We start from the raw sequence: 23,683 nt of genomic DNA, 5'->3' as shown, positions 1-23,683 counted from the left end.
TCGCATCTGTCATTTTTGCACTGATCGGCCGGAAACGTATCGAGCCAGGAGTCGCTGCATCACCTAGATTTGAAGAGGTGAGCGCACAAGATCTGTCCATCGAACTCCGCCGAGCGCTGTCAGGCGTGGCACGCACGCCGCGTCTGCTCGTAGCCTCCGACTACGACGGGACGATGGCACCCATCGTCGCCAACCCGGACAAGGCGTATCCCCGGGCGGAAACGGTGCGTGCGCTTCGCTCTCTCGCCAGCCTCGCGTCGACGACGGCTGCCGTGATCTCGGGCCGCGCCCTCAAGGATCTGGCTGCGCTGTCCCGACTTCCCGCCGAAGTGCAATTGGTCGGCAGCCACGGCTCCGAGTTCGACATCGGATTCGTTCACGCGATCGACGCCGACGCCAGGAAACTGCTCGACGAGATCGTCACCGAGTTGGGCCGAATCGCCGCCGACACCCCTGGGGCAACGGTGGAGAAGAAGCCCGCCAGCGTTGCACTGCACGTACGCAACACCAGTGCCGACGACGCCGAGAAGGCGCTCATCGCCGTCCGCACCGAATCGGCACTCTGGCCAGGCGTTCAGGTCACCGAGGGCAAATCGGTGGTCGAGTTGGCAGTCATCGCCACCGACAAGGGGCACGCACTCGACTTGATTCGCCATCAGGACGGCGCAACCGCTGCCGTCTTCATCGGCGACGACGTGACCGACGAAAAGGCGTTCAGCAGGCTTCAGGGGCCGGACATCGGAATCAAGGTCGGCAGCGGGGACACCGTCGCCGACTATCGCGTCGACAGCACCGAGGACGTCGCTGCCGCTCTGGCGTTCCTGCTCGACGAGCGTCGTACGTGGCTTTCCGGCGCCGACGCTCCGCCCATCGAGCGGCTCTCGATGCTCGCCAGTCCGCGCACCGTCGCTTTGGTGACCCCGGATGCGACGCTGACCTGGTTGTGTCACCCGGAACCGGATTCAGCGGCCGTCTTCGCACACCTTCTCGGCGGAACCGGGGCCGGCCACTTCTCGGTCGGGCCTCGACGCACAGCCTTGCCGCTGAGCCAGAAGTACATCGACAGCACGATGACAGTTCAGACCCGCTGGGCGAGCCTGTCCGTCACCGACTACCTCCCCCACGACGTCCCACAGGGACGAACCGACCTGACCCGCATCATTTCCGGTCAGGCCGACGCGATCGTCTCGTTTGCACCCCGTCCCGAGTTCGGCCAGGGTCAGGTCACGCTCGAGGTCGTCGACGAGGGCATTCGGGTCCTCGGCACCAACGAGCCGTACGTGCTCCGCTCCCCCGGTGTGCTGTGGAACATCGCCACCGACGGAAACCAGCAGACCGCCCACGCCATCGTCGAGCCGTCCAAGGGTGACGTCGTCCTCGAATTGCGCTGCGGAACAGAAGAAATCGGCCCGTCCGACGTTCCGGAGCTCGAGCGTCGAGCGACCTCGGAGGCCTACTGGTCCGATTGGGCCAAGACGCTCGAACTCCCGAAGCTGAAGCCGGACTTGATGAAACGCTCTGCACTGACCTTGCGCGGGCTGGTCCACGCCGATTCCGGTTCCATCATGGCTGCCGCGACGACGTCCCTGCCGGAAGAGATCGGCGGAGTCCGCAACTGGGACTACCGCTATTGCTGGTTGCGCGACGCCGCCCTCACCGCAACAGCTCTCGTGAGCGTCGGATCCACCGACGAGGCCGAGAACTACCTGGACTGGGTCCACCGCGTGCTCGAAACACTGCCGGGACCCGAGCGCCTGCACCCCCTCTACACGCTCTACGGGACTTCGCTACCGCCAGAGGCCGTCATCGATTCACTCCCCGGATACGCCGGCTCCCGGCCGGTCCGCGTCGGAAACGCCGCGAATCAGCAGGTTCAACTGGACGTGTTCGGCCCGATCGTCGAGCTCATCGTCGAACTGGCGAATGCACGCGAAAAGGCCGGTGATCCCGATCCTTTGAGCGACCGCGACTGGGAACTGGTGTGCGCCATGGTCGAAGCAGTGCAGCGGCGCTGGTTCGAACCCGATCACGGCATCTGGGAAATTCGCGACAACCCGCGCCACCACGTCTATTCCAAGGTTATGGGCTGGGTCACCGTCGACCGCGCCGTCGATCTTGCGACCCGCTTTTCTCGCGAGGCTCTGCCGGAATGGGCGGAACTGCGTGACCAGATCGCCGACGAAGTACGACACAAAGGCTGGAAGGACGACGTCCAGTCGTACACCGCGGCCTACGACGGCACCGATCTCGACGCGGCGACTCTGCACATCGGACTGTCGGGGCTGATCGATCCGACGGATCCGCGCTTTGCAGCGACCGTCGTAGCCACCGAGGCCGAACTACGCAGCGGCTCAACGGTATACCGCTACCATCATGACGACGGCCTGCCCGGCATCGAAGGTGGATTTCATCTCTGTGCCGCCTGGCTCGTCGAGGCCTACCTGCTGATCGGGCAACGCCTGCAAGCAGAGGCACTGTTCGATCAGTTGGTCGCGGCAGCGGGTCCTACCGGACTGCTCGCGGAGGAGTACGACCCCATCGCGGAACGCTCGCTGGGCAACCACCCCCAGGCGTACAGCCATCTGGGCTTGTTGCGCTGCGCCCAACTCCTGGCGTGAGCGCTACCCCTTGATCCGACCTGATGTTCGCCCGGCCAGTAGTTCGGTGTCGAGCATCTCGACTATCGGAACGCCGGATCCGGACGGCGACATCAGGAGCGCACCGGCGCGCCGGCCCTTCTCTTCCTGGGGCTGGCGCACCGTTGTCAGTGATTCGCGCAGCGCCTCGTCGACGCCGTCGAATCCGGTGATCGACAGTTGGCCAGGTACATCTATGCCCTGCCAGCGCGCCCAGTCCAAGGCGCCGAGAGCCAGCACGTCGGTGGTGCAGACCAGTGCGGTGATCTCGGGGTTGGTCGCGAGAGCTTCCGCCGCCGCCGAGTGCCCGGACTGCGATGTGTGGACGTACCGCTCGATCACGGTGAGTGAGAGTGGGTCCATGTCGGACGCCACCATCGCGTCGCGCACTCCTTCGATCCGCTCACGCTGGACGTGGAAGTGTGGGGACTTGAGTCGTTCCTGGCTGACGACGCCGTCCATCCGGTCGCGCCCCAGCCTCATGCAGAGCACGCCGATGTCGCGGTGGCCGAGCCCGATGAGGTAGTCGGCGACCTTGCGCATGGCAGCGCGGTCGTCGATGCCCACGAGGGATGCACCGGGAATCTCGCGGGGCTGGTCGCAGACGACGATCGGAATGTGACGCTCGAGCACGGCAGCGAGATACGGGTCGTCGTCGGCCACGGAGTAGACGACAAAGCCGTCGACGCCCGCCTGCTGGACCACGGCGGCAGCATCCACCTCGTCGCGGCCGGGCCCGGCCGGGATAAGCAGCAAGCCCTGGCCGGCGTCCTCACATGATTCCGAGAGACCGGCAAGGAAGCTCATGGCGGCCGGGTCGCGGAACGAATAACTGAGTGCTTCGGTGAGCAGGAGACCGACGGCGCCGGCTTTGCGAGTTCGCAAGGAGCGGGCGACCGGATCAGGTCCGGGGTATCCGCGTCGCTTGGCCGCTTGGAGCACTCGATCCCGCAGCTCGACGGAGAGCTGATCGGGTCGGTTGTACGCGTTCGAGACTGTAGTTCTCGACACATTGAGCTCGGCGGCAAGCGACGCCAAAGTGGCTTGACGGCGTGGCTGACGGGACCGGGGCATAAACGGACGTTAGCCGTAGTGCCCGCAGACGGCGCGTTGGGGCTGAACCGAAGGTGAACTACCAGCGACTATGCGCTAATGTGTAACGGTAACGGTTTCCAATAGCATTTAGCCCAGCCTTTGTTCAGGAGAAAAGCACGTGCGTTCGTCGTCGAAATTCCGCACCGCCACCGCCCTCGCGGCCGTCTCGGTCGCCGCAGCATTCGCGCTCACCGCGTGCAGCTCAACCTCCTCGAAGGACGACGGCATCACCGTCGTCGCATCGACGAACGTGTGGGGCAACGTCGCGCAGGCCGTCGCCGGCGACAAGCTGACCGTGACGTCGATCATCAACGAGCCGTCCGCGGACCCGCACTCGTTCGAGGCGACTCCCGCCGATGCCGCCAAGATCACCGACGCATCGCTCGTCGTCTACAACGGTGGCGGCTACGACCAGTTCATCACCGACGTCCTCGACGCAGGCAAGGGCGAGCAGAAGACGGTCAACGCCTACAACCTGCTCGACGGCGGCATCCACGCCGGCGAAACCGCGGGCGAATCGCATGACGGTCACACCCACGGCGCAGTCAACGAACACGTCTGGTTCGACATCCCGACCGTCGACGCCGTCGCACATTCGGTGGCCGATCAGCTGAGCGCTCTCGATCCGGACAACGCGGCGACCTACGAGGACAACGCGAAGGCATACAGCCAGAAGCTCGCCGGCGTCACAGCGATCACCGATTCCATCGCCGCTGCCCACGCGGGCGCACCGGTGGCTCAGACCGAGCCGATCGCGCACTACCTCCTGGTCGCAGCTGAACTGAAGGACGCAACTCCCGAGGAGTTCACCAGCGCCATCGAAGACGGCAACGATCCGTCACCGGCCGCAATCGCCGCAACCCGCCAACTCCTCTCGGAGAAGCAGGCCCGCGCACTGGTCTACAACATCCAGACGCAGGACAAAGTGACCCAGGATATGCGCACCACCGCCGAAACCGCCGGAGTGCCCGTCGTCGAGGTTACGGAGACTCTCCCCGAGGGCCTGGACTACATTCAGTGGCAGACGCAGACCGCGGAGTCGCTCGCAAACGCCCTCTCTGCCCAGTAATTTGCCCCACCATTTCCGAGAAGAACCGATCGGCTTGTGACAGAAACTTCCGCGAATACTCCTGTGCCCCCTGGTAACACCGCGCCTTCAGCGGCCTCCGTGCCCGCTGTGACGCTGAAGGACGCTCGATTGTCCTTCGGCGCCCGCACATTGTGGGACGGGCTCGATCTCGAGGTACAGCCAGGTGAGTTCATCGCCGTACTCGGGCCGAACGGGTCGGGCAAGACCTCGCTCCTGAAGATTCTGCTGGGCCAACTACAACTCAGCGGCGGTAGTGCACAGATCGTCGGCACGCCGGCACGGGCCGGGAACTCACACGTCGGGTACATCCCGCAGCAGAAATCGATCGACGACGGCCTCCCGCTCCGCGGCCGCGACCTGGTCGGCCTCGGCGTCGACGGTCACCAGTGGGGTACTGGCCTACTGCGTCGGGGTCGTCGCCGCAAGATCGTCGACGACGCCATCGCACAGGTCAGCGCCCAGTCGTTCGCCGACGCTCCCATCGGTTCCATGTCCGGCGGTGAGCAGCAGCGACTGCGGATCGCACAGGCTTTGGTCGGCGACCCGCGGATCCTGCTGTGCGATGAGCCGCTGCTCAGCCTCGACCTCGCCAACCAGCACCTGGTCTCGACGCTGATCGACAAGCGTCGGCGCAGCCATGACACCGCGGTGCTGTTCGTGACGCACGAGATCAATCCGATCCTGCCGTTGGTGGATCGAGTGCTCTATCTGGTGGACGGCAAATTCCGGATCGGGACGCCGGCCGAAGTGATGACGTCCGAGGTTCTCTCGGATCTGTACAACACCGACGTCGAAGTGTTGCAGGTTCGTGGCCGCCTCGTCGTGATCGGCACCGGAGACGCCATCGACGCGCTCGGCAGCGCAGGCGGACTACGCCCGGGAGAAGGCGTTCACCATTCTGATGAGGATCACCACCAGTGAGTAACAAGTTCACCGACGCGATGTCGCGGATGTTCGACGTGTCCGCCACCGTCGACCTACTGCAGTACGACTTCGTCCAACAGGCGTTGATTGCCGGTGCCATCCTCGGATTATTGGCAGGCATCATCGGGCCGCTGATCGTGAGCCGTCAGATGTCGTTCTCGGTGCACGGAACGAGTGAGCTGTCACTGACGGGCGCATCCGCCGCACTTCTCGTCGGTGTAGGCGTCGGCTTCGGTGCCATCGTCGGATCCGTGGTCGCGGCAGTGCTGTTCGGACTGCTCGGAGCCAAAGCGCGCGACCGAGATTCGGTGATCGGCGTGATCATGGCTTTCGGCCTCGGCCTGTCGGTGTTGTTCCTCTGGGCGTACGACGGTCGCACGGGAACCAGCTTCTCGTTGTTGGTCGGACAGATCGTGGCGCCGGGGAACAGTGGTCTCGAACTTCTGCTGCTGTGCGCGGTCATCGTGATCGGCACACTCGGATTCATCTACCGCCCTTTGCTGTTCGCAAGCACCGACCCCGAAGTTGCTGCAGCTCGCGGTGTTCCGGTCCGGGCACTGTCGATCGTGTTCGCAGTGTTGGTCGGCATCACCGCAGCACTGGGCGTGCAGATCGTCGGTGCTCTGCTGGTGATGTCGCTGCTGATCACCCCCGCAGCGGCCGCCGCGTACGTCACGGCAAGCCCACTCAAGGCCACGATCCTCTCCGTCGTGTTCGCCGAACTGGCAGCCGTCGGCGGCATCCTTCTCTCGCTGGCACCCGGCGTTCCCGTCTCGAGTTTCGTCACCTCGGTCTCGTTCGTGATCTACCTGATATGCCGACTCTTCGGATCCGCACGCCGCAAGAATGCGGGACGGATTCCGGCGCACGCCTGAACACCGAGAGCCCATACCTACCTAGAATCGAGGTATGGGCTACAGCGTTGATCTGAACAGCGACCTCGGCGAGGGCTTCGGAGCCTGGACCCTGGGCGACGACGACGCCATGCTCGAACTTGTCACCAGCGCGAACATCGCCTGCGGATTCCATGCCGGCGACCCGACAACGCTGTTGGCGACTTGCGAATCCGCAGCCACCCGCGGCGTGCGGATCGGCGCGCAGGTGGGGTACCGAGACCTCGCCGGTTTCGGCCGACGCTTCATCGACGTCTCGCCGAAGGACCTCACCGCCGACGTCATTTATCAAATAGGGGCACTCGACGGTTTGGCTCGTGTCGCCGGATCGCGGGTCACGTACGTCAAACCCCACGGCGCGCTCTACAACGCAATAGTCCATCACCGACGGCAGGCGCGGGCCGTGGTCGCCGCCGTCGTTGCCTATGACAGTTCGCTACCTGTTCTCGGACTACCGGGTTCGGTGTTTCTGGAAGAGGCGCGCGAGGCCGGCCTCGAGATCGTCGCCGAGGCTTTTGCCGATCGTGCGTACACGGCGGAAGGCACCCTGGTCCCCCGCACCGAGTCGGGCGCCGTTCTGCACGACCCGACACTTGTTGCAGAACGGGTTCGGCGAATGGTCGTCGACGGCGAATTGGACGCAGTCGATGGGAGCACGTTGAAAGTCGCTGCCGCATCGGTGTGCGTGCACGGTGACAGTCCGGCAGCCGTCGACATGGCCGTGGCAATCCGTGCTCTCCTCGAATCTTCCGACGTCGAGATCACGCCGTTCACATGATCACGATCCTGCCCGCCGGTGAATCCGCAGTCCTCGTCGAGTACGACGAACTGCGGAGCGTGCTGGGCAACTTCAGGGCTCTCGACGCCAGTCGGATCCCCGGAGTGATCGACCTGATTCCCGCGGCGCGAACCATCTTGATCGAGTACGACAACACGATCACCGCGCACCAACTGGTGGAGAAATGGGTACGTGGGGCCGTACCGATCGAACTCACAGCAGATGAGAGCGGGCCTGCTGTCGCGATTCCGGTCCGCTACGACGGCCCCGATCTCGTAGAGGTGGGCAAGCTGACCGGCCTCGGGGTCGACGGTGTGATCGACGCTCACACGTCTGCGTCGTGGACCGTCGCGTTCATCGGTTTCGCCCCCGGCTTCGCGTATCTGACCAGCAACGAGAGAAAGCTCGAGGTTCCACGTCGATCGGACCCGCGCAGGCAGGTCCCGGCCGGTGCAGTCGGGTTGGCCGGACCGTTCACGGGCGTCTACCCACGGTGTTCCCCGGGCGGCTGGCAGTTGATCGGAACGACGGAACTGTCGGTGTGGGATGCCGAGCGCCGCCCGCCGGCGCTGCTTCTACCCGGCACCACAGTCACCTTTGTTCGTGCATGATTTTGGTGCAAGCATGATTTTGGTGTCTTCACCGCGTTGTTGCGGGACAATGGATTCATGGCCTGGCTCGAGGTTGTGCGTACCGGCCCGCTCGCCACAGTTCAGGACCGCGGGCGGAGAGGCTACGGCGCCCTCGGGGTCGGAAGATCCGGCGCCGTCGACATGATCTCGCATGACAGCGCCAACAGACTCGTAGGCAACACTTTTCGAGCAGCAACCATCGAAGTCACCGCTGGGGGTTTCGCTATGCGGGCCGTCGGTTCGATGACGGTGGCAGCGACAGGCGCGCGGGTGCCGCTGGCCGTCGACGGACGGCCGGCACCTGACTACGCGAGCATCCATCTGGGTAGTGGCAGCATTCTCGAATTGGGTTACAGCACAACCGGGTTGAGAACATACATCTCTGCACGCGGTGGCGTCGACGTCCCGCAGGTACTCGGAAGCAGATCCACCGACACGCTCTCCGGACTCGGGCCGCCGCCGCTCGCCGCCGGCGATCTGCTCCTCCTCGGGGCCGAGGAAGGGACGTGGCCCACTGAAGAGTTGATTCCACCGCCCGCACCTGCACTCGGCGCGGTTCCGATCGAGATCACGCTCGGCCCCCGAAATTCCTGGTTCACGGCCGCATCCGTTCACGCGCTCCTTCACACCACGTGGAAAGCCACCGAACACACCAACCGAGTCGGGGTCCGGCTACAGGGCCAAGGACCTTTGCATCGCTCACGAACCGGGGAATTGCCGAGCGAAGGCGTCGTGACGGGATCCATCCAGGTGCCGCCAGGCGGCCAGCCCGTCGTGTTCCTCGCCGACCATCCCGTGACTGGCGGATACCCGGTCATCGCCGTCGTTTCCGACGCCGGGATTGCGTCGCTGGCACAGCTGCGGCCCGGCAGCACCATTACCTTCAAGGCCACTACTCGGCCGTCGTAGCGCTGATAGTCTCAGCCGCGCCAGCAATGCTGCCGGCGGCGCTCGGCCGTCGCCAGAACCTGAAGGACTGTCACACTATGAGCCCTAAGAGCAGCACACTTGCTCTCGGAATAGCGTCACTGATCACTGCTGCACTCGTCTTGTCCGGATGCAGCAGTTCGGAAAGCGGCGACGCCGTCTCCAGTGATACCAACACCAGTGAGACCACTGCTTCCGAAAGTTCTGCATCCTCGCCGTCTGCCGCTGCCGCGACGCCGACTTTGCGGGACGGAACACCGTTCATCGGTGAGCGGACGACGATCGAAACCGGCGACGACTCCGAAGCGCCGAGCATCAGCGTCAGCCTCCCTCCGAGCTGGACTCACGGCGAGAACATCCCCGCCGGCGTTACGGACGCGTTGTCCAGCAACAGCCAGGAACCCAGCGGTTTCATGCCGAACACCACGGTGACGGTCGAAAATCAAGGCACCGCAACAAAAGACGAGGTTCTTGCCGCTGCGCGTGAAACGATCGCCACTCTCGACGGGTGGACCGAGGTGAAGTACACCGAGATCGACGTCGACGGACAGCAGGGTTTCCGCCTCTCCGGAACCTGGACCGCCCCAAACCTGGACGTTCCGCTCTACGCCGTCATGACGGTCGTCGCTTACCAAGCCGACGACAACTCGCCGGTCTACCTGGTCAGCTTTGCAAACCAGTTCACCGACACGACGAACATGCAGACCTCCAACCAGGTGGAAGAAATCAACACCTCGATCGAATTCGGCTGAGCACCTGATGGTTTGAATACCCGATCACCGAACAACCGCGGCGGGCCGAGACCACGACAGTCTCGGCCCGCCGTTTCACAACTCTCGCCTAGCTGGAGCCGAACAGGCCGCTGAGGGAACCGAGGCCACCACTCAACGAGCCGAGCGATCCGGTTCCGCCACCGGTACCGGGGTTCGTGCCGGGGTTGGTTCCGGGATCAGTACCAGGATCAGTACCTGGGCCGGTCGGATCCGTCGTCTGCACCACGATGGCGGGCCCCATTTCCGGGAAGCTGGCGCTGGTTCCGGCCCCACCACCCATGAGCGTCGCGTCGACAGTCAACCCACTGCCGTAGGTACCCGGATCACACTTCACGACATAGCTGGTCTTCATCGTTATCGGGTTCTTGCTGTTGTTGTACCAACCGTTACTGGTGAAAACCTTCGTGGTTGCGGTCGACTGGGAGGCATTCGGGGTTTCCACAGTTTCCTTCATGACACCTCCCAAACCTGGGAGGCCGCCCATCAGTTTCGAAATCTTTGCCGAGCCCGGCACGAACTCGAGACAGCCGGCATGAATCTCGGTCAGCCGGTTGACATACCCTTCGAGCCCGTTCTTACTCGACACTGTCGTGTAGGTGATCGTGTCACCGACCTTCGGGGATGCATTGTCCACGGTCCGAGTAAATGTGTAGGCACCGGAAGTTGCTGTCTCGGCAGTCGCGACTCCCGCACCCAGCGCGCTTGCGCCCACAGCAAGAGCGATCACCCCCAAACCAACACCAACGGTGGACAGATTACGATTCCTGGATCCGAACTTTGCCACGAACAATCTCCACTCTGTGAGGTTCCAGGACAACTGAATTCGTTGATTACTGAAACTTGTTGCAACCCGACTCTCGAAGTACGATACAGTCGACCTGGACATTCGCCCAGCTTTTCGTCGAAATAAGCGACAATCAGTTAACGGCAGGCAATCGACACCGAAAAGGTCCTCTCAATTCGGACTTTTCCGTAAATTCTGCCGAACTGATACATAGGCAAGCGTCCGATAGGTTTCAATGGTTACCGCGGCGCAACCTTTGAAGAGTCATCCCATCGCCGTCAGCGTGAACCCCTCGAACGGAGAATTTCATGTCACGTTTTTCAATGCGCAAAACACTTACCGGAATCGCAATCGCTGCGCTTGCCACCAGCGGACTCGTGATGACCGCAGGCACCGCGAGCGCCGATGCCACCCACCCGTCCGCGGCAACGGTCAACTCCTCCAACGTCCGAATCACCAAGAGCATCGTGGGCGACGGCGAAGTTGCACCCGGCGGCAAAGTCACCGTGCGCACGGTCATCTCCACAACAGGCCACCCCGAGCGTTACGTCGACCAGTTCGTCGACCGCTACCCCGCCACGTTCAAGTACATCCAGGGCACGGCAACGGTCAACGCGTGGCACTTGATCGGCGGTCAGAAGACCGAATCCGTCACGCCTTCGGTTGACACTGCCGCCCGAACCGTGAATGTGCCCAGCACCGGCTGGCTGATCTCACCCACCGGAAGCAAGACCGTGACGATCGAGGCGCAGTACCTCGTCGCCGACGATGCACCGATCGGTTCGTACCAGGAAATGTCGAGCTCGATCGGTATCTCGACGTTCAATACCGAACAGAACATCAGCGGCGTCTACGCCAAGATCCGCGCCAAGAACCCCGGCGAGGCGGCCGCATCGGGCTCGGCAGATCTGGGCTTCGGCTCTTCTGACGGCGAGGGCGGAACCGGTTCGGCCGGATCCTCCATCCTCGACAACCCGGCCGGCTTCATCTCCGACATCATCAGCGGTGTCCTGGCCAACGGCAGCTGATTCACTCGCTCCGCCTGCTCCACCTGTAAACACTCCGTCGGGGAATGTGTTCGAGGGTGGCATCGAGTCTTCGGACTCGTTGCCACCCTCGATCTTTTGTGGCGATCACACTCCGTCGCGCCTGCATCAAAGAACCAAATAGGAAAGCATTACCTAAGTCATTCGCGGTATGATCCACCGATGAGTTCCACAGGATTTCCGTACTGGGCTGTGCCGGCAGGCCGGTACGTTCCGCTCCCCTTCTCGATGACGACGTCCACCATCGGGCGTGATCAGAAGCGCGCGTGGCGTGAGATCCGCCATCCCGAACACGAACTCCTCTGGGGCGCTTCCGGCGAGATGAGCGCGTACATCGACGACGTTCGTTGGCAGATACCACCGACGGTCGGCATGTGGATTCCGGCTGGAACTCCACGGCGCATCACGCTCGGCGCATCCACCGAGGCTCGTTTCACCTATTTCCGGCCCGAGTCGTTCCCCCACCCGTGGACAAAACCCGCGATCATCGGCATCGACGACGTCGTCAAGACGATGCTCATCCATCTGCACCAGCGAAATATGCCTACCGAGGCTCGCTTGCGCGCCGAATCCGTAGTCTTCGACACGCTCGCGCCCATCGAGGCGGCTGATGTCGCAGTACCGATGCCCGCCGATCCCCGGGCCCTCGCCGTCGCACGCCGCCTGATCGCCGACCCCGCCGATCAACGCGGGCTTGCCGATTGGGCCTACGTGGTAGGCGGAAGCCCCCGCACCCTGAGCCGCGTGTTCTCTCAAGGCACGGGGATGTCCTTCACCGAGTGGCGAATTCAAGTTCGCGTCCGCGCTGCGATGTCCTATCTCGCTGCGGGCGTTCCTGTTTCGACGGTAAGCCGTCGCGTCGGATACGAAACCCCCAGCGCCTTCACCAGCGTGTTCCGCAAGGTCACCGGACGCACACCGAAGAACTACTACTCGGACGCGTGCGAGTTGTCAGCCTAACTGGTCAGAACCCGTTCATCTTCGAGACCAGTTCCACGAAAGCATATTTGACGCTCAGCGACGTGGGTGACGCCAAGGCCATGACTCGCGCCAGACCGAGCTGCTGAATCAGCCTGCCGTCCTTGACTGCCGGCAGGTCGGCAAACAACTTGTCCCCCATCAATCCGGGGAGCCCCTGCCCACTCGCGTCGTTGAGCACGATCACGTCCGCGTCCAGTTCGTTGTACTGTTCGCGCGATGCAGTCACCGACCCCTGGGTGTCGCCGCACAGCTCTGCGCTTCCGGCCGACTGCTTCAGTCCGAGCTGGGACATCAGGATGACTCGGCCGTCGTCAGCGCAGTAATTGGTGAGGCCGTCGATGTTTCCCGAGAGGAAGGTCAAGGTTTTCCCGTTCAGATTCGGGGATCCGGCAGCCAGGTCGGCTATGGAATCGTCAGTTTCCTCGATCAGCTCGGCAGCCCGCTTCGGTTGGCCGAGTACTGATCCGATGGTCGACAACTGTTCCTGCCACGTGGTCGCCCATGCGGTCTCCTTGAACGGAATGGTGGGTGCGATCTGGGAAAGACGTGCATAGTCGTCTTCGGTGATTCCCGAGACCACTGCGATGATCACGTCCGGCTCCAACGCCAGGATCTGCTCGAACGGCACACCGGACGTGCTGTCGAGCAACGTGGGTTCGACATCGCCCAACAATTCTTCGTCCCACGGCAGGATGCCGTTCTCCAAGCCTGCCCCACTGAACGACTCCATGGCGACGGGTGTCTTGCCCAGTGCGAGGACCGAATCCTGGCTGTTCCAGCCGATCGTCACGATCCGCTGAGGTTCGGTCTCGATGGTGGTCGACCCGTACGCGTGATCAACGGTGACCGGCAGCGCGCCGGCCTCGGCCAACTGCGTCGTGCCCTCCGCCGCTGTTGACTCGGTGCTGCTCTGGCAGCCTGCGAGCAGGGCAATCGCGGCCAACGCAGCCACTATTCGGGTAGTGCTCTTCATCTTCTGTCAGCTCTCTTCGCAAACGTACTTTGTTTCGACCAGCCAGGTATATCGAGACCCGATCCCGGTAATGGGGTGTCGATACTCCATCTGTCCGCTGCCGCGTAGCCCTTGGCATCTGCGAGCACTTTCCGCACTCGCACCGGCTCTACCGTAGAACTGCACAACGAGTGTTCAGATCTGGGCGAGGAGTTTCACGAGTGTCAGCGCTGCCCGAAACTCGTTCCGGTCCGATGGAGATGATCCGAGTCGGATCATTCTCCTCCGGACGCGGCCCGCGACTGGTTGCAGCCGTCACCGGGCAGGCGTCGTATCAGGTAGCTCAAGCCCTCATCCCGGTGCTGATCGGCACCGTCGTCGACCGGGCAATCGGAAAGTCCGACAGCACAGCACTTCTCGTGTGGCTTGCGGTGCTGTGTGCTCTGTTCGTGGGACTCGCTCTGTCGTGGCGCATCGCAGTTCGCCTGAACACGCAGGTCTTCGTCTACGGCGAACACGACCTACGACTGAATGCTGCCAGACGAGTACTCGATGCCAGGGGGATGAAAGCTCAGCGTTCGACCGGTGAAGTTCTCACCATCTCTACCTCGGATGCCTCACACGTCTCGGGCTTCTCCTGGGTTGTCGCCGAACAGGGCTCGGCATTTGCGGGGCTCGCCGCGGCAGTGATTTCGCTTGCCTTCGTCTCGTGGCCGCTCGCACTGATCGTCGTACTCATCACCGCTGCGCAGCTCATATTCATCCACAAGATCAGCGGTCCGTTGGACGAGCGCGTGTATGCAGAGCAGAAGAAGGCAGCCGAGGCAGGCATGCTTGCAACGGATTTCACGCTGGGACTGCGGGTACTGAAGGGTTTCGGGGCTGAACCCACCGCCCTGTCGCGATACGTCAACGCGAGCCGGGAGTCGATGAAGGCAGCGATCCGGACGGTCAGAGCAATGTCCAGCCTGACCGCGCTCAATTCCGGGGTCTCCGCGTTGGTGCTGGCTTCGGTTGCGCTTGGAGCCGCGTGGATGGCGCATCAAGGCACGATCACCGTGGGCAACTTCGTCACCGTTGTCGGCTTGAGCAGAGTGATTGCCGGTCCGATGGAAACGCTGGGGTTCTTCGGTGCCGAACTCGCTGCCAAGCGAGGTTCCGCGCGCAGACTGTCCGAACTGTTGGCCGAGCCACACCTGATCGAATCGCTGGCCCCCACGGCCGCGACCGAACCTGCCAGAACTGAAGACGCCCTATTGATTTCGGCGGACAACGGAACCGTCGTCTCAGCTCGCCGCGGAGAAGTGGTGGGTGTGCGCGCTGATGATTCCGCCGACCGACTGGCACGACAACTCGCCTATCAGACCCCGCTCGCCCCCGACTCTTACTTCGTATTCGGCACCGATGCAACCGACCTCGGCCCGGACGGAGTTCGCGATCAGGTGTTCGTCTCCGCCCATGAAGGAACCGTGTTCACCGGCACCGTCTTCGACAATCTGGCTGCACCGAACGTCGACTCGTCGGCAATGACGTCATCTGCGCTCGACGACGTGTTGACGCATCTGCCCGACGGCCACCTCTCCGAGGTAGGCGAGCAAGGAAAGAAACTCTCCGGAGGTCAACGCCAACGCCTTCTCCTCGCCCGCGCTCTCCATCAACCCCAGCCGATCCTGGTCCTCCACGAACCCACCACTTCCGTGGACTCTGTCACCGAGCATCGAATTGCACACTCCCTGAGAAACTTCCCCGACAAGGCCATTCTGGTGATCACCTCGAGCCCGACCCTGCTCCATTCGTGTGACCGTGTCGTCACGATCGACCACGGCGTTCGGGAGGGAGAGTCGCTGTGACCGATACCCTTCCGGATGCATCTGCTGTTCCGGTTGTATCTGCCCTGCCGATCGCGTCGACCAAGCAGACCGTCCGCGCATTGATCGCACTGCTTCGGCCACGCAAGCGAGCGCTCGCACTCACGACCGTCGTACTTCTCTCTGCTACGGCCTGCGGCCTGTCCACCCCGGCACTGCTCGGACTCATGGTCGATGCGGTCACGGAGGGCAAACCGTTTGCCTCACTCCTGCGTATCACCGCGTTCATGCTCGGCGCAGCGGCAGCAGGAGTTGCGCTGACCTGTTGGAGCACACAGCTTCTGGCGAATGTCGCGCAGAACGTGCTGGCCGATCTTCGCGAGGACGTGTTCGCCGCCACCCTCGCGCAGCCGTCGTCACTGGTCGAGGATGCCGGAACCGGTGATCTGATTTCCCGGGTCTCGGGCGACGTCGAAGCGGTAAACACCGTCATCGCGCGAGTACTACCCGCCACCGTGTCTGCCCTGTTCATGATTTCACTGACGCTTGTCGGTGTGGGAGTGATCGATTGGCGCTTCACCGTGGCAATCGTTGCCGTTGCGCCGATTCACTATTTCGCTCTTCGTCATTTCCTCCGACGCTCCGGACCCGTCTACCGACGCTCTCGCGCTGCGCAGGCCAGGCGGGGACAACAGCTCATCGAAACTCTCGGAGGCGCAGGCACTGTCACTGCCCTGCGGCGAACAGACGAGCACATCGACCGAATCGCCGAGACCTCCGAGCATGCCATCAGCTTCGACATGCAGGCAGTTCGCCTGCGCACCAACTTCTTCGCCCAACTCAACGGCGCCGAACTGCTCGGACTGGCCGCCGTCCTGAGCGTCGGCTACTGGCTCGTGACCACAGACTCGGTGTCCATCGGGGCCGCTACCGCCGCCGCCCTCTACTTCCACAGTCTGTTCAGCCCCATCGCGGTATTTCTCTCGAACATCGACGAATTGCAGGATGCGGGTGCCAGCCTGGCTCGCCTGATCGGAGTCACCGCGATGCCCGGGCGGCCCACGAGCATTCCTGCCTCGGCTCGGTCCGAACCCATCGGCGTCGAGGTGGACCGGGTTTCCTACTCGTACGACAACTCCACCCCGGTGATCGATTCGATCTCGATCTCGATCGCACCGGGGGAACGAATCGCCGTCGTCGGAAGCAGCGGCGCCGGAAAGACCACGCTCGCCAAACTGATTGCCGGCATCATTCCCGTCGGGGACGGGCGAATCACCGTCGACGGCACACTGATTGACGACCTGAGTGATGCCGAACTTCGGCACGAAGTCGTCCTCGTCAGCCAGGAAGTTCACGTGTTCGTCGGGACGATCGCCGACGATCTCCGGTTGTGTGCACCAGATTCGGACGATGCGAAGATCGCCGAAGCCGTCGACACGATGAAAGCTCAATGGATTCATGAACTTCCGGACGGACTCGAGACCAGGGTCGGGGCCGGTGGGTACCAGTTGACGGCGGCGCAGGCACAGCACATAGCCCTCGTCCGACTGGCTCTGCTCGATCCTCCCGTCGTCATCCTCGACGAGGCGACTGCCGAAGCCGGAACCACCGCAGCCGGTCTACTCGATCAGGCAGCCGAGCTCGCAGTCGCCGGCAGGACCGCCGTGGTGATCGCACACCGGCTGAGCCAAGCAGTCCGCGCCGATCGCATACTCGTCATGAGCGGTGGCCGCGTAGTCGAGAGCGGGACACATGACGAACTGATCGGCGCGGACGGTTCCTACGCTGCACTGTGGGAAGCCTGGTCGGTACGGAGCTAGAACCCCGCCAGACTCACCCGAAAGCCGTTACAACTCAGCTGCTACGACGCCTGCGGGCGATGTCCGCCAGGACGACTCCGGCGGCAACCGAGGCGTTGAGCGACTCGACCGGACCGGCCATCGGAATCGACAGGATCGCGTCGCAGTTCTCGCGGACGAGGCGCGAAAGGCCCTTGCCCTCGGAACCGACCACGATCACAACGGGACCGCTGCCGTCGAAATCGTCGAGAGTGGTGTCGCCCTCGGCGTCGAGACCGACGACCTGAACACCCTTCGATGCCCAGTCCTTGAGCGTCCGGGTGAGGTTGGTTGCCCGAGCAATCGGCAAACGAGCGGCAGCGCCGGCGCTGGTACGCCAAGCGACAGCACTCACGCTCGCGCTACGACGCTCCGGAATCACGACGCCGTGTCCACCGAAAGCTGCGACCGAGCGCACGACGGCACCCAGGTTGCGGGGATCGGTGATGTTGTCCAGCGCGACGAGCAGCGGCGGCTCGGCATGCTTGCGCGCCTCCGAGAGAAGATCGTCCGGGTGCGCGTAGCGGTACGGCGGAACCTGCAGGGCGATGCCCTGGTGAAGACCGTTGGCGCTGAGGCGATCCAGATCGGTGCGGGGGACCTCGAGGATCGAGATGCCGGCATCCGCAGCGAGCTGAACGGATTCCTTCAGTCGATCGTCGCTCTCGGTGCCGACGGCGACCCACAGTGCAGTCGCCGGAACGCCGGCGCGTAGGCACTCGACCACCGGGTTGCGTCCGAGCACTGTCTCGGGACCGTCGAGAACCTTGCGGCCCGGACCCGGACGGCCACCGCGGCCCTGCTTCTCGTCGGCACGTGCGGCGCGCGCTGCACGCTTTGCCGCGGGATGCTTGGTGCGTGCCTCGGCGGGCGGCGTAGCGCCACGCCCTTCGAGACCGCGACGGTGCTTACCGCCGGAACCGGCAACCTGGCCCTTCTTGGTGCCGCCCTTACGGACTGCGCCGCGCCTGCTCGAGTTTCCAGCCATTGTTACTGCCCTGCCTTAAGGGACCATTCGGGTCCGTCGGGAGTATCGGTTACTTCGATACCCGCCTTGATGAGGCGATCGCGGACCTCGTCCGCCACCGCCCAGTTCTTTTCCGTACGTGCCTGCTGCCGACGATCGAGATCGGCCCGCACCAACACGTCCAAAGCTTCCATTGCCGTCTCGGTGTCGCCACCGGACTGCGTCCAATGCTCGTCGAGTGGGTCGACGCCCAGGATCGCGAGCATGGCCCGCACCTGGCCGGCAGCCACCCGAGCCGCGTCGAGATCACCGGCAGCGAGCGCGGAATTACCCTCGCTCGCCTTGCCGTGAATCTCGGCCAACGCGATCGGCACCGACAAGTCGTTGTCGAGAGCCGCCGCGAAACCTTCGGTCCACGTACCGAGTTCGACGCCGCCCGCACGCTTGTGTGTGCGCAGGACGAACGACTCGAGCCCCTGGTAGGACTTCGCACTTTCGTCCAACGCCTCGTCCGAGTACTCGAGATTGGAACGGTAGTGCGCACTACCGAGGTAGTACCGAAGTTCTTGCGGACGAACCTTCTTGAGCACGTTCGGCACCGAGAGAACATTGCCCAACGATTTGGACATCTTCTCGCCACTCATCGTGACCCAGCCGTTGTGCAACCAGTACTGAGCGAAATCGTCGCCGGCGCACTTGGCCTGCGCAATTTCGTTCTCGTGGTGCGGAAAGACGAGATCGCGTCCACCACAATGGATGTCGAATGCCGCCCCGAGATAGAACTCCGCCATGGCCGAGCACTCGAGGTGCCAGCCCGGACGGCCGGGTCCCCACGGTGTCGGCCACGAGGGCTCACCGGGCTTGACGGCCTTCCAGAGGGTGAAGTCGCGAGGATCACGCTTTCCCTCGGCAGCGCTCTCGCCCTGATGAACGTCGTCGAGTTTATGGCCGGACAGTGCGCCGTACTCGGGGTAGCTCTGCACGTCGAAGTAGACGTCACCGCCCGCCGCGTACGCGTGGCCGTTCTCGATCAGACGTTCCATCATCTCGACCATCTGCGTCACGTGGCCCGTGGCCCGTGGCTCGATGGACGGTGGCAGCACGCCCAGTTGGTCGTAGGCCCACGTGAACGACCGCTCGAACGTCGCCGCCCACTCCCACCAAGGTCGACCGGCGCCGGCGGCCTTGTTGAGAATCTTGTCGTCGATGTCCGTCACGTTGCGCACGAAGGCAACGTCGTTGCCGTGCGCCAACAGCCAGCGACGCAGCACGTCGAAAGCGACGCCGCTACGAACGTGTCCGATGTGAGGATCGCCCTGAACTGTCGCCCCACACAGGTACACCGATGCATGTCCGGGGGCCAACGGAACAAAATCCCGAAGGGCCCGCGTACCGGTGTCGTATAGGCGCAGGGTCACGACCAGCGATCTTACCTGTCGTGTTCGGTTGTCATGACCAACGCGGTGGCCATGGCGGCGATCCCCTCGCCGCGACCGGTCAAGCCGAGGCCGTCCGTGGTGGTCGCGGACACCGAAACAGGCGCGCCGAGAATGTCCGAGAGCACCTTCTGTGCCTCGTCGCGACGTGGCCCGATCTTCGGACGGTTGCCGATGACCTGCACCGCGGCGTTGCCGACGGCGAACTGGTTCTCTTCGAGCAGTCGGCGAACCTCGGCAAGCATTCGAGCGCCGCTCACGCCGTCCCATTCGGGCCTGCCGGTGCCGAAAACCGAACCGAGGTCACCGAGGCCCGCCGCAGAGAGCAACGCGTCACACAGCGCGTGGACGGCGACGTCGCCGTCCGAATGGCCCGAGCACCCGTCTGCTTCCTCGAACAGCAACCCGGCCATCCAGCAAGGACGACCGACCTCGATGGGATGAACATCCGTGCCGAGACCGACGCGCATCTAATTTCCGTCCTGTGAATCCGCACTCAACGCTGTCTCCGAGCTCAGGAGCGCCCGTGCAAGGACCAGGTCGAGCGGAGTGGTGATCTTGAAGGCGAGGGCGTCGCCGGGAATCGTCTGCACCGAAACACCGAGACGCTCGACCAGAGCGGCGTCGTCGGTCGCGGCGACGTCACCGGCGTCGTACGCACTGCGCAGGACGTCGGTGGAGAATCCTTGGGGAGTTTGAACCGCACGCAACTCCGAACGCAGAGGCGTACCGGTGACTGCGCCGAGTACGTCGACCGACTTGATCGTGTCGGTAACCGGAAGTACCGGGATAACAGCGGAGCTGCCGGCTCGGAGAGTGTCGACGACGCGCGCGATCAACGCCGGCGGTGTCAATGCCCGTGCGGCATCGTGCACGAGTACAAAATCTGCGTCGCCGGCAGCACTGAGGCCGGCTCGAACCGAATCGGTTCTTTCGGCACCACCGCCGACGACGTCGACGTCCGCTGCACGACCGAGGTCGGCTACGACGGATTCGACCAGTTCAGGCGGCACAATGACAACAACGCGGTCGATCGCTCCGGATTTCCGGAGTCCATCGACCGCGCGTGCAAGCATGGTGCACCCACCGAGTTCGACAAATGCCTTGGGCAACTTCTCGCCCAATCGCACTCCCCGACCTGCGGCAGGTACCAGGGCTACTACTGCCACTGTCAGCTTTGTTGTGTTGCAGTCAGGACGCGGCCGCGAGGACCTCGTCGAGAATGGTCTCTGCCTTCTCGGTGTCAGTGCCCTCGGCGAGCGCGAGCTCTCCGACGAGAATCTGACGAGCCTTGGCGAGCATGCGCTTCTCACCAGCGGAAAGTCCGCGGTCCTGCTCACGACGCCACAGGTCACGAACAACTTCTGCAACCTTGTTCACGTCACCTGAGGCAAGCTTCTCGAGATTTGCCTTGTATCGACGAGACCAGTTGGTGGGCTCTTCGGTGTGCGGTGCTCGCAGAACCTGGAAAACCTTGTCGAGGCCTTCTTGGCCGACCACGTCACGAACTCCGACGTACTCTGCGTTGTCTGCAGGAACCCGTACTGTGAGATCGCCTTGAGCGACCTTCAGAACCAGGTACTCCTTCTGCTCACCCTTGATGGTGCGGGTTTCGATAGCTTCGATCAGCGCCGCACCGTGATGGGGGTATACGACGGTGTCTCCGACCTTGAAAATCATGTGTCCCGTGCCCCTTTCGATTCCACTAGTTTAACACGTGAAAGAACCGACCACTCATCAACTGTGCAGGTCAGGGGCATCCTTGCTCGAGCGTAGGGGTTGACAGGGCTTGTTGTACGTGCATTCAACTGGTCCGGAGCACCCCTGCGTAACGGACTGAAAGCCCACGCAGACAACCGTTGTGGCGACCCGACGGCCAGCCCGCGGGACCTTATCTACTACTCTGCCTAGTGGAGTGCGAACCTGACGCCGTGGAGGACAAATCGTGACTGCTATCCGTAAGCCGACTCGTCGAGTCGCTACCGCCATTGCACTGGCTGCAGGCGCAGCCATCGCGCTGTCCGCTTGCGGTTCCGGACAGGTGAGCCAGACCGCCGTCCAGCAGGCCGCCGTGAACGGCAACAGCGCCGACCTCGGTGAGATCGCACTGCGCAACGTGCACATCGCTTACCCCTCGTCCGAGGAGTACAGCATCGAGCCGGGCGGCAATGCCGTGCTCGCGTTCACCGTCGTGAACGACAGCGCCGAGACCACGGACAAGCTCGTCAGCATCACCACCGATTACGCAGCACGCGTCATCGCAGGTGAAGAGGTAGGTGGCTTGACGATCAAGCCGCAGACGTCGCTGCAGGCCGGTCAGTTGCCCGCAGGCGAAGGCGCCGCGACCGAGGCCGAGACCCAGATCAAGAACAACGAAGAGAACGACGACGCACCCGCTGCGCTCACTCTCGTCGTTCTGCAGGACATCAAGGCAGGCGTTCGCCCCGGCCTGACCGTCCCGATCACCTTCAAGTTCGAGAAGGCCGGATCGGTTACCGTCGACGTGCCTGTCGACGCCGGCCCGCAGCTCGAGCGCAACGAGTCGGACAAGTCACCCGACGTTGCAGAAGCTGGGCACTGAGCCTCGAATCACCAAGGCGCACAATGCGCCTCGCAGAACAACTTCAGAATCACACTAGAGGCGGGGTCCATGTCGGACCCCGCCTCTAGTCTGTCCCGGTGGCCAAAGTGAAATCGAACTACCGCTGCTCCGAATGCCAGTCGGTAGTGCCCAAGTGGGTCGGTAGATGTCCGGACTGCGATTCGTGGGGCTCGATGACCGAGGTCGCCGTAGTGGCACCCGTCGCCAGTCGCGCCGGCGCCTCACTCGCCAAAGCAGGATCAAGCGCCGTGCTGCCTACGACGCCGGCCACGCCGCTGACACAGATCGACAGCACCTCGACGCAGGCCAAACCCACGGGGATCGGTGAGTTGGACCGCGTCCTCGGCGGTGGCGTCGTACCGGGTTCGGTGGTGCTGCTCGCGGGCGAGCCCGGCGTCGGAAAATCGACGCTACTTCTCGAGGTCGTCTACCGCTGGGCGATGCGCAGCGCGGATGATCGAGCGTTGTACGTCACGGGCGAGGAGTCTGCCGGTCAGGTTCGGCTTCGGGCAGATCGCACCAACTCTGTCCACGAACGGATGTATCTGGCGGCCGAATCCGATCTCGCGACCATCCTCGGCCACATCGAGCAGGTCAAACCGACACTGGTCATCGTCGACTCGGTGCAGACCATGCTTGCTGCCGACGTCGACGGGGTCGTCGGCGGCGTGACTCAGGTCAAGGCCGTCACCAGCGCCCTGACCTCCCTGGCCAAGGCCAGTGGAATCCCGGTGCTTCTGATCGGCCACGTCACCAAGGACGGCGCCGTCGCCGGTCCGCGCTCGCTCGAGCATCTCGTGGACGTGGTTCTGCACTTCGAAGGTGACAAGCACTCCACCCTGCGCATGGTCCGCGGCGTGAAGAACAGATTCGGTGCGGCCGACGAGGTCGGATGCTTCGAGCTGAGCGAGCAGGGCATCAACGAGATCAGCGATCCGTCCGGCCTGTTCCTGCATCACCGTGAAGAAGCTGTGGAAGGCACTGCCGTCACCGTGATGATGGACGGTAAGCGACCTCTACTCGGTGAAGTTCAGGCGCTCGTCGCCGCCACGCCGCTACCGACACCTCGCCGAGCCGTCAGCGGGCTCGACACCGCCCGTGTGGCCATGGTTCTGGCCGTGTTGGAGCGCCGCGTCGGAGTGTCGATCTCGAAGGCCGACGTCTACGCCGCGACCGTCGGCGGTATGCGGATGACCGAGCCGGGTGCCGATCTGGCTCTCGCCATTGCGGTCGCTTCCGCCGTGAAAGCCAAACCCGTCCCCAAGGGGCTCGTCATCCTCGGCGAGGTCGGACTCGCCGGGGAGGTTCGACGGGTTGCCGGGGTGAACCGACGGCTGATCGAAGCTGCCCGACTGGGATTCACCAGCGCCATCGTGCCGGTCGATTCCGGCCCGAACATTCCCGGCATGCGCGTCAACGAAGTAGCGAATCTGGCCGAGGCACTGGCCTACGCCGGATTGATGGGCGGCAAACAAGCCCCGTCTCGCCCCAAGCTCACGCCGGTGAAGTGATCGTCGTTCG

22 protein-coding genes are annotated in these 23,683 nt (G+C 63.5%); 14 read left to right on the top strand and 8 right to left on the bottom strand.

What is annotated here, in order from left to right; all coding sequences use genetic code 11:
- Window positions 1-77: 77 nt before the first annotated feature.
- Window positions 78-2,618: a trehalose-phosphatase gene (gene otsB / locus RHP72_RS03925; RefSeq protein WP_003945932.1), complete on the top strand. Its 2,541-nt coding sequence runs from the start codon at window positions 78-80 to the stop codon at window positions 2,616-2,618.
- Window positions 2,619-2,621: 3 nt separating this feature from the next.
- Here otsB and RHP72_RS03920 read toward each other — a convergent pair whose 3' ends face one another.
- Window positions 2,622-3,710 (bottom strand): LacI family DNA-binding transcriptional regulator, encoded by a 1,089-nt coding sequence (locus tag RHP72_RS03920; protein ID WP_007733995.1) that lies wholly within the window; start codon window positions 3,708-3,710, stop codon window positions 2,622-2,624.
- 139 nt (window positions 3,711-3,849) lie between these two features.
- Here RHP72_RS03920 and RHP72_RS03915 point away from each other — a divergent pair, with 139 nt between their 5' ends.
- The 7 genes from RHP72_RS03915 (at window position 3,850) to RHP72_RS03885 (ending at window position 9,727) form a co-directional block, all read left to right on the top strand.
- Window positions 3,850-4,800: a metal ABC transporter solute-binding protein, Zn/Mn family gene (locus tag RHP72_RS03915; protein ID WP_047269639.1), complete on the top strand. Its 951-nt coding sequence runs from the start codon at window positions 3,850-3,852 to the stop codon at window positions 4,798-4,800.
- A 99-nt stretch (window positions 4,801-4,899) separates the two neighbouring features.
- Window positions 4,900-5,742 carry a metal ABC transporter ATP-binding protein gene (locus tag RHP72_RS03910; RefSeq protein WP_020723636.1) on the top strand — a complete coding sequence of 281 codons (843 nt, stop codon included), beginning with the start codon at window positions 4,900-4,902 and terminating at the stop codon, window positions 5,740-5,742.
- Window positions 5,739-6,620, top strand: coding sequence for a metal ABC transporter permease (locus tag RHP72_RS03905; protein ID WP_003945811.1), 882 nt, complete (start codon window positions 5,739-5,741; stop codon window positions 6,618-6,620). Before RHP72_RS03910 ends, RHP72_RS03905 begins: the two co-directional genes overlap by 4 nt.
- 34 nt (window positions 6,621-6,654) lie before the next feature.
- Window positions 6,655-7,416: a LamB/YcsF family protein gene (locus RHP72_RS03900; RefSeq protein ID WP_054781063.1), complete on the top strand. Its 762-nt coding sequence runs from the start codon at window positions 6,655-6,657 to the stop codon at window positions 7,414-7,416.
- The gene (gene pxpB / locus RHP72_RS03895; RefSeq protein WP_158646408.1) at window positions 7,413-8,027 is read left to right on the top strand and encodes a 5-oxoprolinase subunit PxpB; all 615 of its coding nucleotides are present in this window, start codon (window positions 7,413-7,415) and stop codon (window positions 8,025-8,027) included. Before RHP72_RS03900 ends, pxpB begins: the two co-directional genes overlap by 4 nt.
- A 57-nt stretch (window positions 8,028-8,084) precedes the next feature.
- The gene (locus RHP72_RS03890) at window positions 8,085-8,957 is read left to right on the top strand and encodes a biotin-dependent carboxyltransferase family protein (protein ID WP_311094364.1); all 873 of its coding nucleotides are present in this window, start codon (window positions 8,085-8,087) and stop codon (window positions 8,955-8,957) included.
- A 77-nt stretch (window positions 8,958-9,034) separates the two neighbouring features.
- Window positions 9,035-9,727, top strand: coding sequence for an LpqN/LpqT family lipoprotein (locus RHP72_RS03885; RefSeq protein ID WP_054781073.1), 693 nt, complete (start codon window positions 9,035-9,037; stop codon window positions 9,725-9,727).
- An 88-nt stretch (window positions 9,728-9,815) separates the two neighbouring features.
- Here the strand turns inward: RHP72_RS03885 and RHP72_RS03880 are convergent, their stop codons facing one another.
- Window positions 9,816-10,532 carry a hypothetical protein gene (locus tag RHP72_RS03880; RefSeq protein ID WP_231915057.1) on the bottom strand — a complete coding sequence of 239 codons (717 nt, stop codon included), beginning with the start codon at window positions 10,530-10,532 and terminating at the stop codon, window positions 9,816-9,818.
- 308 nt (window positions 10,533-10,840) lie between these two features.
- Between RHP72_RS03880 and RHP72_RS03875 the strand changes: the two genes are divergently transcribed.
- Together RHP72_RS03875 and RHP72_RS03870 are read left to right on the top strand one after the other, a co-directional pair.
- Window positions 10,841-11,560, top strand: a complete 720-nt coding sequence (locus RHP72_RS03875; protein ID WP_003945935.1) for a hypothetical protein — start codon at window positions 10,841-10,843, stop codon at window positions 11,558-11,560.
- Between the two features lie 180 nt (window positions 11,561-11,740).
- Window positions 11,741-12,538, top strand: a complete 798-nt coding sequence (locus tag RHP72_RS03870; protein ID WP_031332820.1) for an AraC family transcriptional regulator — start codon at window positions 11,741-11,743, stop codon at window positions 12,536-12,538.
- Window positions 12,539-12,542: 4 nt separating this feature from the next.
- On the opposite strand, the gene RHP72_RS03865 is transcribed toward RHP72_RS03870, so the two are convergent.
- Window positions 12,543-13,532, bottom strand: a complete 990-nt coding sequence (locus RHP72_RS03865; RefSeq protein ID WP_311094363.1) for an iron-siderophore ABC transporter substrate-binding protein — start codon at window positions 13,530-13,532, stop codon at window positions 12,543-12,545.
- A 200-nt stretch (window positions 13,533-13,732) separates the two neighbouring features.
- On the opposite strand from RHP72_RS03865, the gene RHP72_RS03860 reads away from it, so the two are divergent.
- Both RHP72_RS03860 and RHP72_RS03855 read left to right on the top strand, forming a co-directional pair.
- Window positions 13,733-15,361 carry an ABC transporter ATP-binding protein gene (locus RHP72_RS03860; RefSeq protein WP_007726874.1) on the top strand — a complete coding sequence of 543 codons (1,629 nt, stop codon included), beginning with the start codon at window positions 13,733-13,735 and terminating at the stop codon, window positions 15,359-15,361.
- Window positions 15,358-17,139, top strand: coding sequence for an ABC transporter ATP-binding protein (locus RHP72_RS03855; RefSeq protein WP_311094362.1), 1,782 nt, complete (start codon window positions 15,358-15,360; stop codon window positions 17,137-17,139). Before RHP72_RS03860 ends, RHP72_RS03855 begins: the two co-directional genes overlap by 4 nt.
- Window positions 17,140-17,173: 34 nt before the next feature.
- On the opposite strand, the gene rlmB is transcribed toward RHP72_RS03855, so the two are convergent.
- The 5 genes from rlmB to carD are packed head-to-tail and all read right to left on the bottom strand — an operon-like array spanning window position 17,174 to window position 21,240.
- Window positions 17,174-18,145, bottom strand: a complete 972-nt coding sequence (gene rlmB / locus RHP72_RS03850) for a 23S rRNA (guanosine(2251)-2'-O)-methyltransferase RlmB (RefSeq protein WP_003945749.1) — start codon at window positions 18,143-18,145, stop codon at window positions 17,174-17,176.
- 2 nt (window positions 18,146-18,147) lie between these two features.
- On the bottom strand, window positions 18,148-19,542 hold the full coding sequence (gene cysS / locus RHP72_RS03845; RefSeq protein ID WP_003945830.1) for a cysteine--tRNA ligase: 1,395 nt from the start codon (window positions 19,540-19,542) through the stop codon (window positions 18,148-18,150).
- A gap of 11 nt (window positions 19,543-19,553) precedes the next feature.
- Window positions 19,554-20,030, bottom strand: coding sequence for a 2-C-methyl-D-erythritol 2,4-cyclodiphosphate synthase (gene ispF / locus RHP72_RS03840; RefSeq protein ID WP_047269647.1), 477 nt, complete (start codon window positions 20,028-20,030; stop codon window positions 19,554-19,556).
- Window positions 20,031-20,729 carry a 2-C-methyl-D-erythritol 4-phosphate cytidylyltransferase gene (gene ispD, locus RHP72_RS03835; RefSeq protein WP_003945606.1) on the bottom strand — a complete coding sequence of 233 codons (699 nt, stop codon included), beginning with the start codon at window positions 20,727-20,729 and terminating at the stop codon, window positions 20,031-20,033. It abuts the gene before it with no gap.
- A gap of 22 nt (window positions 20,730-20,751) precedes the next feature.
- Entirely contained in the window at window positions 20,752-21,240 is a 489-nt protein-coding gene (gene carD / locus RHP72_RS03830) for an RNA polymerase-binding transcription factor CarD (RefSeq protein WP_003945666.1), read from the bottom strand.
- A 265-nt stretch (window positions 21,241-21,505) separates the two neighbouring features.
- On the opposite strand from carD, the gene RHP72_RS03825 reads away from it, so the two are divergent.
- Entirely contained in the window at window positions 21,506-22,141 is a 636-nt protein-coding gene (locus RHP72_RS03825; RefSeq protein ID WP_003945942.1) for a copper chaperone PCu(A)C, read from the top strand.
- 98 nt (window positions 22,142-22,239) lie between these two features.
- Window positions 22,240-23,673, top strand: coding sequence for a DNA repair protein RadA (gene radA, locus RHP72_RS03820; RefSeq protein ID WP_003945739.1), 1,434 nt, complete (start codon window positions 22,240-22,242; stop codon window positions 23,671-23,673).
- Window positions 23,674-23,683: the final 10 nt, after the last annotated feature.

Origin of the sequence: Rhodococcus sp. SG20037, from assembly GCF_031763325.1 — a bacterium.
Classification (GTDB): Bacteria; Actinomycetota; Actinomycetes; order Mycobacteriales; family Mycobacteriaceae; genus Rhodococcus_F; species Rhodococcus_F qingshengii.
The sequence above is the reverse complement of the archived record's forward strand: the minus strand, read 5'-3'. Positions and strand labels throughout refer to the sequence as shown.

What these genes read in the sequence shown, in the direction of transcription:
- RHP72_RS03890 (WP_311094364.1), top strand. Translation starts at nt 8,085, where the DNA reads ATGGCCTGGCTCGAGGTTGTGCGTACCGGCCCGCTCGCCACAGTTCAG.
- rlmB (WP_003945749.1), bottom strand. Translation starts at nt 18,145, where the DNA reads ATGGCTGGAAACTCGAGCAGGCGCGGCGCAGTCCGTAAGGGCGGCACC.
- RHP72_RS03870 (WP_031332820.1), top strand. Translation starts at nt 11,741, where the DNA reads ATGAGTTCCACAGGATTTCCGTACTGGGCTGTGCCGGCAGGCCGGTAC.
- ispF (WP_047269647.1), bottom strand. Translation starts at nt 20,030, where the DNA reads ATGCGCGTCGGTCTCGGCACGGATGTTCATCCCATCGAGGTCGGTCGT.
- pxpB (WP_158646408.1), top strand. Translation starts at nt 7,413, where the DNA reads ATGATCACGATCCTGCCCGCCGGTGAATCCGCAGTCCTCGTCGAGTAC.
- RHP72_RS03885 (WP_054781073.1), top strand. Translation starts at nt 9,035, where the DNA reads ATGAGCCCTAAGAGCAGCACACTTGCTCTCGGAATAGCGTCACTGATC.
- RHP72_RS03865 (WP_311094363.1), bottom strand. Translation starts at nt 13,532, where the DNA reads ATGAAGAGCACTACCCGAATAGTGGCTGCGTTGGCCGCGATTGCCCTG.
- RHP72_RS03875 (WP_003945935.1), top strand. Translation starts at nt 10,841, where the DNA reads ATGTCACGTTTTTCAATGCGCAAAACACTTACCGGAATCGCAATCGCT.
- RHP72_RS03900 (WP_054781063.1), top strand. Translation starts at nt 6,655, where the DNA reads ATGGGCTACAGCGTTGATCTGAACAGCGACCTCGGCGAGGGCTTCGGA.
- RHP72_RS03920 (WP_007733995.1), bottom strand. Translation starts at nt 3,710, where the DNA reads ATGCCCCGGTCCCGTCAGCCACGCCGTCAAGCCACTTTGGCGTCGCTT.
- carD (WP_003945666.1), bottom strand. Translation starts at nt 21,240, where the DNA reads ATGATTTTCAAGGTCGGAGACACCGTCGTATACCCCCATCACGGTGCG.